This is a genomic window from Gardnerella sp. C0026F2 (assembly GCF_056590715.1).
The window spans coordinates 99,332-115,258 of record NZ_JBWPWR010000002.1 but is presented as its reverse complement, the minus strand read 5'-3'; the positions used below and the strand labels follow the sequence as shown (position 1 = coordinate 115,258).

Here is a 15,927-nt window from a genome sequence, read left to right as displayed (position 1 = left end):
ATAAAGTGCTTGGTGTAATATTGCATGGCAAGTTAGATTTTCCAAGTTATTATGGATTTTCGTTAATTATTTGCTAGTAGACTAACGTAATGCTGTGTTGTATATTCTACGAGGAGAAATAAATGTGCGGAATTGCAGGGTTCATTAATGACACCCCAATTAACGTCAAAAGCCAAATTGTAAAAGATATGACAGATGTGATTGCGCATCGTGGTCCTGACGAGTATGGAACTATGATTGACGAACACGCAGCACTCGGTTTTCGTCGACTTAGCATTATAGATCTTCACGGTGGATCCCAACCTATGTACAACGAGGATGGGAATCTTGCAGTTACTTTCAATGGCGAGATTTATAACTACAAGCCACTTCGCGAAGAACTTATTAAAGCTGGTCACACTTTCCACACTGATTGCGACACAGAAGTATTAGTGCACGGCTACGAAGAGTGGGGTAAAGGCTTACTTAATCGTTTACGCGGAATGTTTGCATTCGTTATTTGGAACAAGAGTACTCAAGAATTGTTCGGCGCTCGCGACCATTTCGGTATTAAGCCTTTTTATTATGCGCAAATGAACGGTACTTTTATGTACGGATCCGAAATTAAATCTTTACTGCGCCATCCAGATTTTAAGAAGGAACTTAACGAAAATGCGCTTAAGCCGTTTATGACATTCCAATATCCTGCAATTAACGAAACCTTCTTCAAGGGCGTTTTTAAGCTGCGTGAAGGTAACTGCTTTACGTATAAGAATGGTGAAATGAAGATTGAGCAATATTACGATCCTAATTTCAAAGAAACAAAGCAACGCTTGAATGAATTAGTTGATTCTATCGATAAAACAGTTTGTGATTCTGTTCAAGCTCACCAAATTGCAGATGTTGAAGTTGGTTCGTTCCTTTCTTCTGGAGTTGATTCAAGTTATGTTGCCGCTGTTGCGCGCCCTGAACACACATATTCTATTGGTTTTGCTGGTGGAAGATACAATGAATCCAAACAAGCAAGCGAATTGGCAAAAATTATTGGCTTAAACAATAAATCTGAAATTATTGACGCTGCTGACGCATTCCGTTATTTCCCACAAATTCAGTGGTATTTGGACGAACCTGATTCTAACTTCTCTTGCGTCCCATTATTCTTCCTTGCAAAATTAGCTTCGCAAGATTTACGCGTTGTGCTAAGCGGTGAGGGAGCAGATGAATTATTTGCAGGATACATTGATTATGGTGTTCATACGCGTTCTAAACTTATTAAAGTTGTGACTCGCATGCTTGCAAAGTTGCCAAAAAAGTTGCGTTACGCGATTGGTCGAGCTGCAAAGGGTAAGCATTTCCACGGAGCGTGGCATTTGTACGCTAATTTGGCTCCAGCTGAGGAGCATTTTATCGGTCAGTCAAAGGTTTTCAATGAGGAAGATGCTGTAAAACTTTTGAAACCTGAGTATCGCAAAGGTCCTAGTGTTCGCAGCATTGTCGATGCTATTTACAATAGAATTGCTGGTAAGGGACTTTCTGAAGTTAAGAAAAAGCAATATCTCGATATGCATCAATGGATGCCAGGAGATATTTTGCTTAAGGCAGATAAAATGACTATGGCACATTCTTTGGAGCTTCGCGTGCCTTTGCTTGATCGCGTTCTTATGGATGTTGCAGAAAAAGTTCCTACTAAGTATTTAATTACTGATGAAAATACGAAGTTTGCTTTCCGACAAGCTGCGTCCCGTCATTTGCCAAAAGCTTGGTATGACAGAGAAAAGCTTGGTTTCCCTGTGCCAGTTAAGGATTGGTTGCGTGAGGAACGTTTTTATAAGATTGTTCGTAAGACGTTTGAAAGTGACGATGCTGCTAAATTCTTCGATAGAGATGCTTTACTTCGTATGATTGACGATAATTATGCAAAGAAAAATGACGATCGCCGTAAGATTTGGACAGTTTACACATTCCTGACTTGGTATGATGTGTACTTTAATCACGATGGATTGAAGCCTGAGCCAATGCAGTTAGCGTAGAAATCGCATAGTTCTAGCTTTGATTTGTGGCAGTCAAAACACGTTTCGTGTGTTGACTGCCTTTTTGTCAAGGCTTCTAGTATAATAGACATTCGGCTTGAGTAATCAAGAAAGTGGGATGTCCCCACCTGGAAGCCTACTGTGGTTTCGGGTTCATGACTTCGGTCACGCAAGTTAGCTTCTTGTGCTGCTTGCTGCGCTGTTATATAGCGTTTTATTGATATGAAGTAGTGAATCTTAAGCTCTTGGACTTCTTGGTGTATTACATCTTACAAGTATTTAGAAGGATTGGAGTCATCATTAGCGACGAACCACGCATTAACGAGGAAATTCGAGTCCCTCAGGTGCGCCTTATTGGTCCAAAGGGCGAGCAAGTGGGAGTTATCGCAACCTCTGTCGCGTTAAACCTTGCAAGGGAAGCTAACCTCGATCTTGTCGAAGTTGCACCTACTGCTAAGCCTCCAGTAGCCAAGCTTATTGACTACGGTAAGTACAAGTACAACGAAAAGATTAAGGCTCGTGAAGCACGTCGTAATCAGACTGTCGCAGAGGTTAAGGAAATTCGTTTCCGCCTCAAGATCGACGATCACGATTTCGATGTGAAGAAAGGTCATGTGCTTCGTTTCTTGAACGGCGGAGACAAGGTAAAAGTAACTATTATGTTGCGTGGCCGTGAGCAATCTCGTCCAGTTGGTGGCGTTGAATTGTTGCGCCGACTTGCAGATGAGGTCTCTGAAAGTGGCACAGTAGAGTTTGCGCCAAAGCAAGAAGGTCGAAATATTATTATGACTCTTGCTCCAAAAGGCAAGAAAATTCATACACAGTCTGAGCAGCGTCGTCGTGGCGCTGAATCTCGCGCTGAGCGTCAAGCTCGTCAGGCTGCTCGTCTTGCGGCTAAGCAAGAGGTTCAGTCACAAGCTGCAGCTGCAGTAAATGCTATGCAATCCGATCAACATCACAAGGAGGGCAGCAATGCCGAAGATGAAAACTAATTCCGCAGCGTCCAAGCGCGTTCGTCTTACCGGTACCGGTAAGGTGATGCACGATGGTAGCGCCATGCGCCACAACTTGGAGCACAAGTCGGCTCGTAAGCGTCGTGCTCTTTCTGAAGATAAAGTATTGGCTACTGCGCAGAGCAAGAAGCTTAAGGGCTTGCTCGTTAAGTAAGTAACAAGTAAGAATTGCTTGTAAACGAATACGCAATCGAAAATTTTTAAGAAAGCTGAGGAATACTTATGGCACGAGTAAAGCGCGCAGTAAACGCTCACAAGAAGCGTCGCGTTGTTCTTGAGAGGGCTTCTGGCTACCGCGGTCAGCGCTCCCGTCTTTATCGCAAGGCAAAGGAACAGCTGCTCCACTCATTTACTTATAACTTCCGCGACCGCAAGGCTCGCAAGGGTGATTTCCGCAAGTTGTGGATTCAGCGCATTAACGCAGCAGTTCGCGCTGAAGGCATCACTTACAATCGCTTCATTCAGGGCTTGCACTTGGCAGGCATCGAATTGGATCGTCGCGCTCTTGCTGAGCTCGCAGTTTCCGATATTGAAGCTTTCAAGGCTGTTGTTGAAGCTGCTAAGGCTGCGTTGCCAGCTGATGTAAACGCTCCAGTTGAAGCCTGATTTTGCTTTAATAGAGTTTTATTTTAAGCCCACCAATTTAGGTGGGCTTTTTCTTTTAAATCAACAAATTTACTTATTAGCTATAATTGTTTATATGCGCTCAAATCTTGATTCTGACAATAGGAAAAATAATATTCCTGAAGAGTTTGCACTTTATATTCAACGCTTTATTGCGCATATTGATATTGAGCGTGGTCTTTCTAAAAAAACAGTATCTGCATACGCTTCAGATTTGCAAGATTACACATGCTGGCTTTACGACGAACGAAAAATAAAAGATATTACTACTATTTCTCAATTAGATATTGAATCATACATTCGAACTTTGAATGAATTAGGGTTGGGGACTAGGACAGTTGCGCGTCGACTTGCGAGTATTCACGAATGGCATCGCTTTATGCTTGCTCATGGCGACATACAAGCTGACGTTTCAGCGCAAGTAAAAGCTCCAAAACAAGCCGAGTATTTGCCGGATGTTTTAAGTATTGAAGAAGTAAATAAAGTTATTGAAGCTGCAGGAAATTTTGGAAGTTCCGATGCTATTTCGATTAGAGATACTGCTCTTCTCGAATTTTTATACGCTACTGGAGCGCGAATTTCGGAAGCAGTTGGCGTAAAATTTGAAGATATTGATTTAAACGAGTCTGTTGTAAAACTTACTGGTAAAGGCTCTAAGCAGCGTTTAGTTCCGATTGGTGGGTGTGCTGTTCGTGCTCTTCGTAACTATATGGAGAAATCTCGCCCAGAATTAGCGTTAAAGGGTAAACGTGAATTGCACACAATCTTCTTAAATAAGAGAGGTAATGCACTTTCTCGCCAATCAGCATGGGCAATAGTAACGCAAGCTGGCGAGCGCGCAAAACTTGACAAACCATTGCATCCGCATACGCTGCGTCATTCTCTTGCAACGCATCTTATTGCAGGCGGTGCTGATGTGCGCACAGTTCAAGAGTTGCTTGGACATGCTTCAGTTACAACAACTCAAATTTATACGCATATTAGTCCCGACGCATTAGTTGAAGCTTATGTAATGAGCCATCCTCGAGCTAAATAATTTTATGCTCAGAGTTTCGTGAGTATACCTGTTGATAAAGTGGGGAGCATGCCTACTGATTTACTTGGACGCGAATACGAAACTTTTCATGCACCAGAGCCGTTAACTTCACACGGTCCTGCTCGCATTATTGCAATGTGCAACCAGAAAGGTGGAGTTGGTAAAACTACAAGTTCCATTAATATTGCTGGCGCACTAAGTCAGTATGGTCGTCGCGTTTTGATTGTTGATTTCGATCCGCAAGGTGCGGCAACAGTTGGACTTGGAATTAACGCAAATGCACTTGATAATACAGTTTATACGGCATTATTTGATTCGTCTGTAGACGTTCACGACGTAATTCGTCATACTGAAACAGAAAATATTGATATTATTCCTGCAAATATTGATTTATCTGCAGCTGAAGTTCAGTTAGTAACCGAAGTAGGACGAGAGCAAATATTAGCAGGCGTATTGCGCAAAGTGCGCGACGAATACGATGTTATTATAGTTGATTGCCAGCCTTCTCTCGGCTTGCTTACTGTAAATGCGTTAACAGCAGCTGATGGCGTGATTATTCCACTTGCTGCAGAGTTCTTTGCTCTTCGAGGCGTTGCTCTTCTTATGCAATCAATTGAGAAGGTACAATCTCGTATTAATCCAAATCTTAAAGTATTTGGAGTTCTTGTCACTATGTATACTCGCACGCTTCATAGTGAGGAAGTGTTGCAGCGCATTTATGAAGCTTTCCAAGATAAAGTTTTGCATTCCGTGATTTCGCGTTCTATTAAGCTGCCAGATTCTACAGTTGCTGCAGTTCCTATCACTATTTTTGCTCCTGAACACAAGACTGCAAAAGAGTACCGTGAAGTTGCGCGTGAGCTTATTGCTAAAGGTGTTGTTGCTTAAGTTCTTGTGATTCTGCGTTAGTGTATTTTGTAATGCTGTCTTAGCTCGCTAGTAAAATCGGTGCGGTTTGGCAGCTTACCTATTTGGGTGCTCGTCAATAAGGTATATAGCTACTGTTTTAGCTGATGTTTATAGCTTAAATGGTTGCATGTTAATAATTACTTAAACGCGAAGAATGGAAGAGGTTTGTGATGACTGTTCGCGGTGATATTCGAAATGTGGCAATTGTGGCGCATGTAGACCACGGTAAGACCACTCTGGTAAACGCCATGCTTCAGCAGTCGCACGTATTTTCTGAGCGTGAAGAAGTTCCAGATCGCGTTATGGATTCCAATGATTTGGAACGCGAAAAGGGCATTACTATTCTTGCTAAGAACACTGCTGTTCAGTACACAGGTCCATTAGCTGAAAAGTATGGTCATCCAGAAGGTATCACTATTAACGTTATTGATACTCCAGGTCACGCTGATTTCGGTGGTGAGGTCGAGCGTGGTATCTCTATGGTTGACGGCGTTGTTTTGTTGGTTGACGCTTCTGAAGGTCCTCTTCCACAGACTCGCTTTGTGCTTCGTAAAGCTTTGGAAGCTAAGCTTCCTGTTATTTTGTGCGTAAATAAGGTAGATCGTCCAGATGCCCGTATTGAAGAAGTTGTTGGCGAATCTACAGATTTGCTTCTTGGCTTGGCTCAGGATGTTGTCGAGGAAGGTATTGACCTCGATCTCGACGCTTTGCTTGATTTGCCAGTGATTTATTGCGCTGCTAAAGCTGGTTATGCTTCTGTTAATCAGCCTGAAAATGGTGGTTTGCCAGATAACGATAATTTGGAGCCATTGTTTGATTCTATTATTTCAAACATTCCAGCTCCTGAATACGAAGAAGGCGCTCCTCTTCAAGCTCATGTTGCAAACATTGATTCCTCTGACTTCTTGGGTCGTCTTGGTTTAGTGCGAATTTACAATGGTACTTTGGAAAAGGGCAAGACTTACGGTCTTTCCCGCGTCGACGGTTCCATTGAAAACTTCCGTGTTTCTGAGCTTCTTCGCACTCAAGGTTTGGAGCGCACTCCTGTAGCTTCTGCAGGTCCTGGCGATATTGTTGCTGTTGCTGGCGTAAACGACATTATGATTGGCGAAACAATCGTTGACCAAAACGATCCAAAGCCGCTTCCATTAATTCATGTCGACGATCCTGCAATTTCTATGACTTTCGGCGTAAACGATTCTCCTCTTGCTGGAACTGAAGGCAAAGATCATAAGCTTACTGCTCGTATGATTAAGGATCGTTTGGATCGCGAGCTTATTGGTAACGTTTCTATTAAGGTTCTTCCAACTGAGCGTCCAGATGCTTGGGAAGTTCAAGGTCGTGGCGAGCTTGCTTTGGCTGTGTTAGCTGAGCAGATGCGTCGCGAGGGCTACGAGCTTACAGTTGGTCGTCCTCAGGTTGTTACCAAGACTATTGATGGTCAAATTAATGAGCCTATGGAAAGCACTACGATTGACGTCCCAGAAGAGTACATGGGTACCGTCACTCAGCTTATGGCTGATCGTAAGGGTCGTATGGATTCTATGAGCAACCACGGTTCTGGTTGGGTTCGTTTGCAATTTACCGTTCCTTCTCGCGGTCTTATCGGTTTCCGCACAGCTTTGCTTTCTTCTACTCGCGGAACTGGTATTGCAAGCTCTATTTCCGCCGGTTATGCTCCATGGGCTGGTCAGATTGTGACTCGTCAGAATGGTTCCATGGTTTGCGACCGTAAGGGTGTTGCAACTCCTTATGCTATGCAGCGTTTGCAAGCTCGTGGCATATTCTTCGTTGATCCACAAAGCCCAGTTTACGAAGGTCAAATCGTTGGTATTAACAACAAGCCAGACGAGCTGGATGTAAATATTACGCTTGCTAAGCATATGACTAACATGCGTTCTTCAACTGCTGACGTGCTTGAAACTTTAACTCCACCAATTAAGATGAGCTTGGAAGAGTCTCTTGACTTTGCTAACGAAGACGAGTGCGTGGAAGTAACTCCTGAAGCAATTCGCGTGCGCAAGATTATTTTGAGCCGCGATGAGTGGTATAAGTGGCGTGCTAAGCAGCGTCGTCAAAACAACAACGCTGCGTGATAATTGCAATATACCAATTAGTAATGGAACGTTAGGTTTTATTATGTCATCGAAACCGTGGTCGCATCGCTTGCCTTCGTGGGGCAGGTATGCGACCACGTGTGTTTCTGCGCTAATATGCGCGTTGATTGGTACTTTTGCTCATCGCTGCGGTGCAGTGGATAATATTCCTTACGGATTTGCATTATCTATGCTTTTGCTGTTTTTGTCTGCTTGGTGTGCAAGATCTCGTAGTGGTTGGAGTGGATTACTTATTCACGCAATAGTTTTCTCCGCATTTGCTTGGATTCTCGCATTAGGTTTTATTGGCAGTGCAATTCTTGTACCTGTTGGTTTCACAATACCGTTGCCATGGTGTTCGCAATATGTGGGATATTTGTGGCTTTACGGTGTTATTGTTGCTCACTTAGTTTTGCTTTGTATGCCTCAGCGTTGGTTTGTTATTGAATAGTAAAATAAGTTAAGAATTTGCAATAATTTAAGCGCGACTTCGCTGTGAATTTTGCATACAAAGAAGTATTAAGCAGTATTAAGCAGTATTTTTTACAGTAGTCTTGATTACAATATTCTTAACTGCAACAGTTTTTAAGGAATACTTATGAATAGTAGTAACAGTAAGTGCTCACGTAAATTATGCTATTTAGGGCCGGAAGGTTCTTTTACTCATCAAGCAGCTTTAAAAGTTCAACAGCAGTTACAATCATTTGATAATTTGCAACTTATTCCAACTGCTTGCGAGAATGTTCTTAGTATTGCTAGTGAAATTGAAGAGAATCACAATTGGGGTGTTATTGCGTGGGAAAACAATATTGAAGGCGTTGTAATACCTAATTTAGATTTACTAATCGATGCAAAAAATATGGTTGGTATTGCTCGCGTCGGCGTCGATATTAGTTTTGATGCTGTTATTTGCAAATCAGATTCAATCGATAACTGTTCTACTATTGTTGCTCACCCGCACGCGTTGGCACAATGCCGTAAGTTTGCTCAAGAGCGTGGATTGAAAGAAAAAACTGCGTCTTCAAATGCTGCTGCTTGTAGGGATTTAGTCCCTGGCGAAGTTGCTTTATGTCCTAAAATTTGTGCTGATTTATACAATAGGCAGATTGTGAGTGAAGCAGTTGAAGATTTTTCTGGCGCGCGAACTGAGTTTTTAGTGCTAGCTCCTCGAGATCAGGCTTTAGATTTTGTTAATGTTCAGCGAGAAAACTTTTCATCATTTTCCTCAATTATTGCGTTTATTCCGCGTTGCACAGGTGCTGGAGTGTTAGCAAATTTGCTTGATGTTGTGCGTGATCACGGTCTTAACATGACTTCTTTTATGTCGAGACCGATTAAAGGGCAAGGCGGTTTATACAGTTTTATTGCAACTGTTGATGCTGCTCCTTGGGATTTTATGTGTAAAGCTATGATTCAAGAGGTTGTCGAACATGGCGATTGGGTTCGAGCTTTAGCAGTGTATCCTTCCGATAAGCGCAATAATCCAGTTATGAATGATTGGATGCTGCCTCATGGTGGAGTGTGTGTTGAGCCTTCGGTTGATGCTTTGCATAATTTGAACGTAATGCGTGCAGAAAGAGAATTATTATGGTAGAAGATGCTGAATTTTCGCAAAAATTTTCTGTTGGTATTGTAGGTCTTGGTCTTATTGGAGGATCTCTTGCAAAACGACTTGCTAAGCTGGCAAATTGCAACGTATATGCATGGAATCGTCATAATGAGCCTTATGACGAAGCTAAAAGTTTAGGAATTACTTGCGTAGAAAAAGTGCAAGATTTAGCAAAACTTCGTCCAAATGTTTTGATTTTATGCAATGCTTTAGCTGCTATGCCAAGTATTTTGCATGAAATTGCACCTTATATTGACAAATCTTGCACAACTATTAGCGATGTTGGCAGTGTAAAAACTTTAGTTCGAGAGCAAGTAAAAGACGCAGGTTTGCAAGATTGTTACGTTGGTGCGCATCCTATGGCTGGTAGTGAATTTACTGGTTGGAAAGCTTCTAGTGATGAGCTTTTAAATGGTGCTTTATGGGCTTTAACTGTTGATGATTCTACTGAGTTTTGGCGAGTTAGAAATGTTTTGCAAATGATTGTTCCGCTATGCAAGAATCGCGCAATAGTTTTGGATGATGCAACGCACGATAATTCTGCAGCTCTTATTTCTCATATGCCTCATGTTGTTGCAACAGCTCTCGCAAATGTTTTGTGCGAACAATCTAATCGCGCTATTGCTTTACAACTATCTGCAGGTTCCTGGCGAGATATGACGCGAGTTGCTCTTACGGATCCGCAACGCACTCGCGCTATGGTAAGTGAAAATCGGCATAATACTGCGAAATTATTGCATTCTGTAATTTCGGAGCTAACTTTTGCTGCAAATATGTTAGATAATGATGTTGAAAGCGCGGATGCTTTAGAGCAAGAGTTTTTTGCTAAAGCTCAATCTTGGAGAGAATATAAATACCAGCAGCGCAACTCGTCTAAAACTAGTACGCAACAAAGCGATGCTGCTAAGCAAAATGATGCTGCAAATAGTAGATTGTGGAAGTATGATTCCAGTAGCAATTGGCAGCAGGAATTACTAGAATCCGCGCGCTCGGGTGAATCCATTATTGAACTTTCCGGATTTAATACCGACGAATCTTTGCAACTGCTATTGCGCGCAGATAATTCTCTGAGCAACTTATAATGTGAGTTCCTTGCTTGCTGTGGCGCGAGTTTTAATGTCTATATTTTGAGCGGCTTTTGAAATTTGCGTTCTGGGATTGGCTTTAATCGGTAAATAGTTTTGGCATCAATGAACATTTCTTCGGCAGCTCTAGTGCCGTTTGCTGCAGGATCTCGAAGCAAATGAAGCATTACACCGTCCCACTCGAGTACGTGCCCAATCGCATCATGATACTCGATTTTTTGTGTTCCATTGTTATTATCTTCTATAATTTTGTAAGTTCTTACTACTACGCGTGAGCCTGCAGGTATTTGCTGTGGTAGTGTAGTTAAATTCCGTGTTTGTGTGTTCATAACATGCTCCTTGTTGTATTATGCATGTGACTGAAGTATATGGCAAACGTTTTGTTTTAAACTTTTATGGAAGGGTGAGTTAAGCATGAGAAACAATAAATCTGTTTCTGAAAATTTCTTAGGCTTACCTTCTAAATATATGAGTTTAATAGATGATTATATTGATTATGTTCGCGCTAATAAAGGCTTGGGGGAGCGCACACAGAAAGCTTATGCCAGTGATATTTTGCAATGTTTAGCATGGTGTAATCGGCACGGATTTAATAATATTTCGGAGCTTACTACGGATGATTTGCGTTCGTGGATGGCTGATGAGTCGCGAAGTCATGCGCGTTCAAGCTTGGCTCGCAAAGTAGTTGCGGTGCGTGGTTTTTTTGCGTGGTGTCAGCATGTTGAATACATAAGCAGTGATCCTGCAGAAATTTTGATGACTCCAAAAATTAAGAATATGCTGCCATCTGTTTTGGATGAATATCAAGCAGAATCATTAATGAATAATGTTGATTCTAAAGCTAATGTTTCATCTTCGTGTACCAAAAATCAGAAAGCTGTAGAGCTCCGCAATGCTGCAATTTTGGAGCTTTTATATGCGACTGGTATTCGTGTTGGCGAGCTTACTAGTTTAAATATTCAGGATATTAATTTTTCCTCGCACACTATAAAAGTTACTGGTAAGGGAAATAAGCAGCGTGTTGTGCCTTTTGGGGTTCCTGCTTATAAAGCTTTATCTGCTTGGATTTCTGAAGATGGACGAGAAATTTTATTGCGAAATTCTGTTGAAGAGGCAGTATTTCTTGGCGCTCGCGGAAAACGTATTGATCAGCGTTTGGTAAGACAGATTGTGCATGACGAGGCTAAGAGTGCGCATGTTCCGGATATTTCTCCTCATGCTTTGCGGCATAGTGCTGCGACGCATATGTTGAATGGTGGAGCAGATCTACGCGAAGTGCAGGAATTATTGGGGCATTCATCGCTTAATACTACTCAGCGCTACACTCATGTTTCTATTGAATCTTTAAAACGTAAGTATTCTCAAGCTTTTCCGCGTGCATGATATTAAATGTTTTTAGATATTTAATTATTCATGTTTAACATGTTTTTTACATAATAAATATTTTATTTACATTTATGTAATATATATGTACGTGTAAAAAACAATAAATTTTACTGTTAGTATAATAAAATTTTCGATATTTATAATTAATTTTAGAATAAAATAATTAATTATTAGGAATGTAGAATATTTTTTCTCATTTTTCTTTTGCTATTGCGTTGTTTGTAAAAATATGTATCATTGAATTTTAATCAATGAAGAGGCCTCGTAATTGGCTTGCAAGAATCCATCTGGCAATAAAAACCGGGTGGATTCTTACGTTTTAGCCTGTTCCTGACTTTTTCATGATATGACAATCCTGCCTACCAGACGTTAGGAGAAAATATATGAAGAATAAGGCTTTAGCTTTTGCTGCTGCTGCCTGCTCGCTGGCAATGTTACTTGGTGGCTGTGGCTCTTCCGCTAAGAATGCAAAAACAAACGGTGGCAAGGTTATTATTACCGTTTCAAATTCTGAGCCGCAGAACGAATTAGTTCCTGGAAACATTAACGAAAACGCTGGCGCTCGTCCTGGCATGTTGGTTAATTCCACGTTGGTAACTTTCGATGAAAAGGGTAATCCTGTAAATGAGGATGCTGAAAGCATTACTCCAAATGCTGATGCCACCCAGTACACCGTTAAGGTTAAGAAGGGAAAGAAGTTCAGCGATGGTACTCCTATTACCGCTGAGAGCTTCACTAAAGCTTGGAGCTTCGTTGCTAACGCTAAGAACGCTCAGAAGTGCGCTTCCTTCTTCCAGACTATTAAGGGTTATGAGGATTTGCAGAAGAAAGACACCAAGGGTGACGAGCAGCTTTCTGGTTTGAAGGTTGTTGATAAGAATACTTTTACTGTTGATTTGGAACAGCCAGATTCTGTATTCCCAATTAAGGTTGGTTACTTGGCATTCGCTCCACTTCCAGAATCCTTCTACAAGAATCCAAAGGCTTATGGCGAAAAGCCAGTTTCTTCTGGTCCATACTTGTTCAAGTCTTGGGATCACAACAAGCAGATTGAAGTTGTGAAGAACCCAGATTACGAGGGTCCACGTAAGGCTCAGAATGATGGTGTTACTTTCAAGGTTTACACAGATGGCAACGCTGCATACCGCGACGTTCAGGCTGGAAACCTCGATATAACCGATAACATTCCAGATACGCAAACTAAGACTTTCCAGAAGGATACAACTGTTAAGGCTTACAACCGTCCAGGTTCTGTAATTCAGCAGTTCACTATTTCTTCAAGCCTCCCACACTTCGATGTGAATACTGAAGAGGGTAAGCTTCGTCGTCAAGCTGTTTCTATGGCTATAGATCGTAAGGTAATCATCGACAAGATTCTTAATGGCACTGCTTCTCCTGCAAACGAATTTACTTCTCCATTGACTCCAGGCTATAAGGCTGATCTTAAGGGTCATGAGAACACTGAATTTAACGCAAAGAAAGCTAAGGAACTTTGGGCTAAGGCAGATAAGATTTCCAAGTATGATGGATCTCTTACTTTCTCCTACAATGCTGATGGAAACGCAAAGTCCGTGTTCGATGCTGTTGTGAATTCTTTGAAGAACAACTTGGGAATCAAGGCTGAAACTACTCCAATTCCTACATTCCAGGAGTTCCGTAATGCTTGCTCCAAGCGTCAGATTAAGGGTGCATGGCGTGCAGGCTGGATGCCAGATTATCCAAGTGCAGAGAACTACTTGACTCAGCAGTTTGCATCCGTTGCAGCTGATGGCAATGGTTCCAACGATGGTGATTATAAGAATCCAAAGTTTGACGATTTGCTTAAGAAGGCTGCATCTGCTAAGCCAGCAGAAGCTACTAAGCTCTATCAGCAAGCAAACGAAATCCTTCTTGATGAACTTCCATCAATCCCATTGTTCTACTCGAACGCTAAGGCTGTGATGGTTCCAACTTTGAAGGGCTTCACAATGGATTGGCAGAATATGCCACTGTACTATCAGCTTCACAAATAAGTTGGTAATCAATCGAGAAAACAGAATAGCGTTACATGCTCTTTAGAAAATTAGTAAGTAACGCTATTTGATTCCTCTCAATAATTTAATATCGCTTATTGCGAGATTGCTGCTCCAGTTGAAGTAAGATTAAGTAAAGCCACTTTAGCTGGAGCGGCACTTTGTTGTTTTTTGAGTAAGTTTTAACAATTCAAGGAGAATTCGATGGGTAAGTACATTCTGCGTCGTATTTTGCAGATGATTCCTGTTGTTCTCGGCACAACATTATTAGTTTATGCTTTAGTATTTGCTTTGCCTGGAGATCCAGTAAAAGCAATGTTTGGCGAGAAACCTGTTAATCCTGCAGTGGCTGCACAAATACGAGCCGAGTATAACTTAGATAAACCATTTATTGTTCAATATTTATTATTCTTAAAGAATGCTCTTACCCTCGATTTTGGTAATACTTTTGCAGGTCAACCAGTTATCGATGAAATTGGTCGTGCATTCCCAGTTACTATTCAACTAGCAATTATGGCATTTGCTTTCGAAGCAATATTTGGTGTCGTATTTGGTATAATTTCAGGTTTGAAGAAAGGCAAGTGGTACGACAGTGTAATTTTGGTTGTATCGCTTCTTCTTATTTCTGTTCCAACATTTGTTACAGGTTTCGTTGGACAGTACTTATTCGGTGTTAAATGGCGCATATTACCAGTTACAGCTAGTAACGATCCTGGATTCTTCGATTTGCTTCTTCCTGCAATGGTTCTTGGTTCTGTGTCTATGGCATATATTATTCGACTTACAAGGTCTGAAATTTCTTCAAATATTGCTCTCGACTATGTGCGTACAGCTCGCGCAAAGGGCTTAAAAGAAAGTTCTGTAATTGTTCGCCATATTTTGCGAAACTCGCTTATTCCTGTTGTTACCTTCTTAGGTCAGGATTTGGGTGCTCTTATGGGCGGCGCAATGATTTCGGAAACAATTTTCAATATTCATGGCGTTGGATTCATCACATATCAAGGAATTCTAAAGGGAGAAGGAAACCTTGTTGTTTCCATCGTAACGCTTTTGACATTGATATTCGTATTTAGCAATTTCCTTGTTGATATGTTGTACGCGGCTCTTGATCCGCGCATTCGTTACGCGTGAGGTGAGCAAACTATGGAAGATGATTTGATGAAAAATGATTTGATTGCAAATGATGCTTCGAATTGCGATACATTGCCGGGACAAGAACGCTATGTTGCATCGTTAGACGATACTCCTATTCAAGCAGTAGATTCTGTAGACGAATCCGCTACTGCAACAAGTATGTGGGCAGATACTTGGAGAACTTTGCGCAGAAATCCATTGTTTATTGTTTCTACAATTTTGATTATTGCAATTATTTTTGTTGCGTTCTTCCCAAGCACTCTTACAAAGCACAATCCTAATTATTGTGTTTTGGAACATTCGCTTGAGCCAGCTTCATCTGCGCACCCATTTGGTTTTGATATGCAAGGATGCGATATTTACGCTCGAGTTGTTTATGGCACTCGTACATCGTTGAGTGTCGGTTTGCTTGCAACGATTTTGGTTGTACTTGTTGGTTCTTTAATTGGTGCACTAGCAGGATTCTTCGGAGGATGGGTTGATACTATTCTCAGCCGAATAACTGATATTTTCTTGGCTTTGCCAATGCTTCTTGGTGCAATCGTAGTTTTACAAATGTTCCGCACATCTAAGTCAATTTGGAAAATCGTACTTGTTATGGTGCTTTTTGGATGGGTTGGTGTAGCTCGAATTGCAAGAAGCGCCGTTATGGAATCAAAGAACCTTGAGTTTAATACAGCTTCTACTGCTTTAGGATCTACTCCAACACGTAACCTTTTCAAACATATTATCCCGAACTCTTTGGCTCCAATCATTGTTGTTGGAACAACTTCGCTTGGAACATATATTGTGCTGGAAGCAACATTAAGCTTCCTGGGAATTGGTTTGCCAACTACTACGGTCAGCTGGGGTGGAGATATTTCTACCGCTAGAAATGTTCTTACAACAAACCCAGAAGTCTTGTTCTATCCGTCTATTGCGCTCGCAATTACAGTACTCGCTTTTATTATGATGGGCGACGCTGTTAAGGATGCATTGGATCCAAAGAGCCGCAAGGCGTGAAATCATCGTGAA

Annotated in this window: 15 protein-coding genes; 14 read left to right on the top strand and 1 reads right to left on the bottom strand. The window is 41.5% G+C overall.

What is annotated here, in order from left to right:
* Positions 1-122: 122 nt before the first annotated feature.
* From asnB to AC1EK3_RS02920, 10 genes are all read left to right on the top strand, one after another.
* A complete protein-coding gene (gene asnB, locus AC1EK3_RS02965) occupies positions 123-2,009 on the top strand; it encodes an asparagine synthase (glutamine-hydrolyzing) (protein ID WP_004105112.1) in 1,887 nt (628 codons plus the stop codon).
* 254 nt (positions 2,010-2,263) lie between these two features.
* On the top strand, positions 2,264-3,001 hold the full coding sequence (gene infC / locus AC1EK3_RS02960; protein ID WP_064621401.1) for a translation initiation factor IF-3: 738 nt from the start codon (positions 2,264-2,266) through the stop codon (positions 2,999-3,001).
* The gene (gene rpmI, locus AC1EK3_RS02955; protein WP_004128670.1) at positions 2,982-3,176 is read left to right on the top strand and encodes a 50S ribosomal protein L35; all 195 of its coding nucleotides are present in this window, start codon (positions 2,982-2,984) and stop codon (positions 3,174-3,176) included. The genes infC and rpmI overlap by 20 nt, the downstream gene beginning before the upstream one ends.
* A gap of 68 nt (positions 3,177-3,244) precedes the next feature.
* Positions 3,245-3,628 carry a 50S ribosomal protein L20 gene (gene rplT, locus AC1EK3_RS02950; protein ID WP_004105106.1) on the top strand — a complete coding sequence of 128 codons (384 nt, stop codon included), beginning with the start codon at positions 3,245-3,247 and terminating at the stop codon, positions 3,626-3,628.
* A gap of 94 nt (positions 3,629-3,722) precedes the next feature.
* Positions 3,723-4,682 (top strand): site-specific tyrosine recombinase XerD, encoded by a 960-nt coding sequence (gene xerD, locus AC1EK3_RS02945; RefSeq protein WP_480033578.1) that lies wholly within the window; start codon positions 3,723-3,725, stop codon positions 4,680-4,682.
* A 48-nt stretch (positions 4,683-4,730) separates the two neighbouring features.
* Positions 4,731-5,570, top strand: a complete 840-nt coding sequence (locus tag AC1EK3_RS02940; RefSeq protein WP_004105096.1) for a ParA family protein — start codon at positions 4,731-4,733, stop codon at positions 5,568-5,570.
* 191 nt (positions 5,571-5,761) lie between these two features.
* The gene (typA, locus tag AC1EK3_RS02935; RefSeq protein WP_480033579.1) at positions 5,762-7,687 is read left to right on the top strand and encodes a translational GTPase TypA; all 1,926 of its coding nucleotides are present in this window, start codon (positions 5,762-5,764) and stop codon (positions 7,685-7,687) included.
* 43 nt (positions 7,688-7,730) lie between these two features.
* Positions 7,731-8,138: an alcohol dehydrogenase gene (locus AC1EK3_RS02930; protein ID WP_421790079.1), complete on the top strand. Its 408-nt coding sequence runs from the start codon at positions 7,731-7,733 to the stop codon at positions 8,136-8,138.
* A 147-nt stretch (positions 8,139-8,285) separates the two neighbouring features.
* Positions 8,286-9,281 (top strand): prephenate dehydratase domain-containing protein, encoded by a 996-nt coding sequence (locus tag AC1EK3_RS02925; protein ID WP_480033580.1) that lies wholly within the window; start codon positions 8,286-8,288, stop codon positions 9,279-9,281.
* Positions 9,275-10,378: a prephenate dehydrogenase gene (locus tag AC1EK3_RS02920; RefSeq protein ID WP_480033581.1), complete on the top strand. Its 1,104-nt coding sequence runs from the start codon at positions 9,275-9,277 to the stop codon at positions 10,376-10,378. Before AC1EK3_RS02925 ends, AC1EK3_RS02920 begins: the two co-directional genes overlap by 7 nt.
* Before the next feature lie 38 nt (positions 10,379-10,416).
* Here the strand turns inward: AC1EK3_RS02920 and AC1EK3_RS02915 are convergent, their stop codons facing one another.
* Complete coding sequence (locus tag AC1EK3_RS02915; protein ID WP_480033582.1) at positions 10,417-10,710, bottom strand: DUF6725 family protein; 294 nt, start codon at positions 10,708-10,710, stop codon at positions 10,417-10,419.
* Between the two features lie 85 nt (positions 10,711-10,795).
* Between AC1EK3_RS02915 and AC1EK3_RS02910 the strand changes: the two genes are divergently transcribed.
* From AC1EK3_RS02910 to AC1EK3_RS02895, 4 genes are all read left to right on the top strand, one after another.
* Positions 10,796-11,764, top strand: a complete 969-nt coding sequence (locus AC1EK3_RS02910) for a tyrosine recombinase XerC (RefSeq protein ID WP_480033583.1) — start codon at positions 10,796-10,798, stop codon at positions 11,762-11,764.
* Between the two features lie 386 nt (positions 11,765-12,150).
* Positions 12,151-13,779 carry a peptide ABC transporter substrate-binding protein gene (locus tag AC1EK3_RS02905; protein ID WP_480033584.1) on the top strand — a complete coding sequence of 543 codons (1,629 nt, stop codon included), beginning with the start codon at positions 12,151-12,153 and terminating at the stop codon, positions 13,777-13,779.
* 204 nt (positions 13,780-13,983) lie between these two features.
* On the top strand, positions 13,984-14,910 hold the full coding sequence (locus AC1EK3_RS02900) for an ABC transporter permease (RefSeq protein ID WP_480033585.1): 927 nt from the start codon (positions 13,984-13,986) through the stop codon (positions 14,908-14,910).
* Between the two features lie 12 nt (positions 14,911-14,922).
* Positions 14,923-15,915 carry an ABC transporter permease gene (locus AC1EK3_RS02895; RefSeq protein ID WP_480033586.1) on the top strand — a complete coding sequence of 331 codons (993 nt, stop codon included), beginning with the start codon at positions 14,923-14,925 and terminating at the stop codon, positions 15,913-15,915.
* Positions 15,916-15,927 lie beyond the last annotated feature (12 nt).

What these genes read in the sequence shown, in the direction of transcription:
- AC1EK3_RS02910 (WP_480033583.1), top strand. Translation starts at nt 10,796, where the DNA reads ATGAGAAACAATAAATCTGTTTCTGAAAATTTCTTAGGCTTACCTTCT.
- AC1EK3_RS02900 (WP_480033585.1), top strand. Translation starts at nt 13,984, where the DNA reads ATGGGTAAGTACATTCTGCGTCGTATTTTGCAGATGATTCCTGTTGTT.
- rpmI (WP_004128670.1), top strand. Translation starts at nt 2,982, where the DNA reads ATGCCGAAGATGAAAACTAATTCCGCAGCGTCCAAGCGCGTTCGTCTT.
- AC1EK3_RS02930 (WP_421790079.1), top strand. Translation starts at nt 7,731, where the DNA reads ATGTCATCGAAACCGTGGTCGCATCGCTTGCCTTCGTGGGGCAGGTAT.
- AC1EK3_RS02895 (WP_480033586.1), top strand. Translation starts at nt 14,923, where the DNA reads ATGGAAGATGATTTGATGAAAAATGATTTGATTGCAAATGATGCTTCG.
- asnB (WP_004105112.1), top strand. Translation starts at nt 123, where the DNA reads ATGTGCGGAATTGCAGGGTTCATTAATGACACCCCAATTAACGTCAAA.
- AC1EK3_RS02915 (WP_480033582.1), bottom strand. Translation starts at nt 10,710, where the DNA reads ATGAACACACAAACACGGAATTTAACTACACTACCACAGCAAATACCT.
- AC1EK3_RS02920 (WP_480033581.1), top strand. Translation starts at nt 9,275, where the DNA reads ATGGTAGAAGATGCTGAATTTTCGCAAAAATTTTCTGTTGGTATTGTA.
- AC1EK3_RS02905 (WP_480033584.1), top strand. Translation starts at nt 12,151, where the DNA reads ATGAAGAATAAGGCTTTAGCTTTTGCTGCTGCTGCCTGCTCGCTGGCA.
- AC1EK3_RS02925 (WP_480033580.1), top strand. Translation starts at nt 8,286, where the DNA reads ATGAATAGTAGTAACAGTAAGTGCTCACGTAAATTATGCTATTTAGGG.
- xerD (WP_480033578.1), top strand. Translation starts at nt 3,723, where the DNA reads ATGCGCTCAAATCTTGATTCTGACAATAGGAAAAATAATATTCCTGAA.
- typA (WP_480033579.1), top strand. Translation starts at nt 5,762, where the DNA reads ATGACTGTTCGCGGTGATATTCGAAATGTGGCAATTGTGGCGCATGTA.
- AC1EK3_RS02940 (WP_004105096.1), top strand. Translation starts at nt 4,731, where the DNA reads ATGCCTACTGATTTACTTGGACGCGAATACGAAACTTTTCATGCACCA.
- rplT (WP_004105106.1), top strand. Translation starts at nt 3,245, where the DNA reads ATGGCACGAGTAAAGCGCGCAGTAAACGCTCACAAGAAGCGTCGCGTT.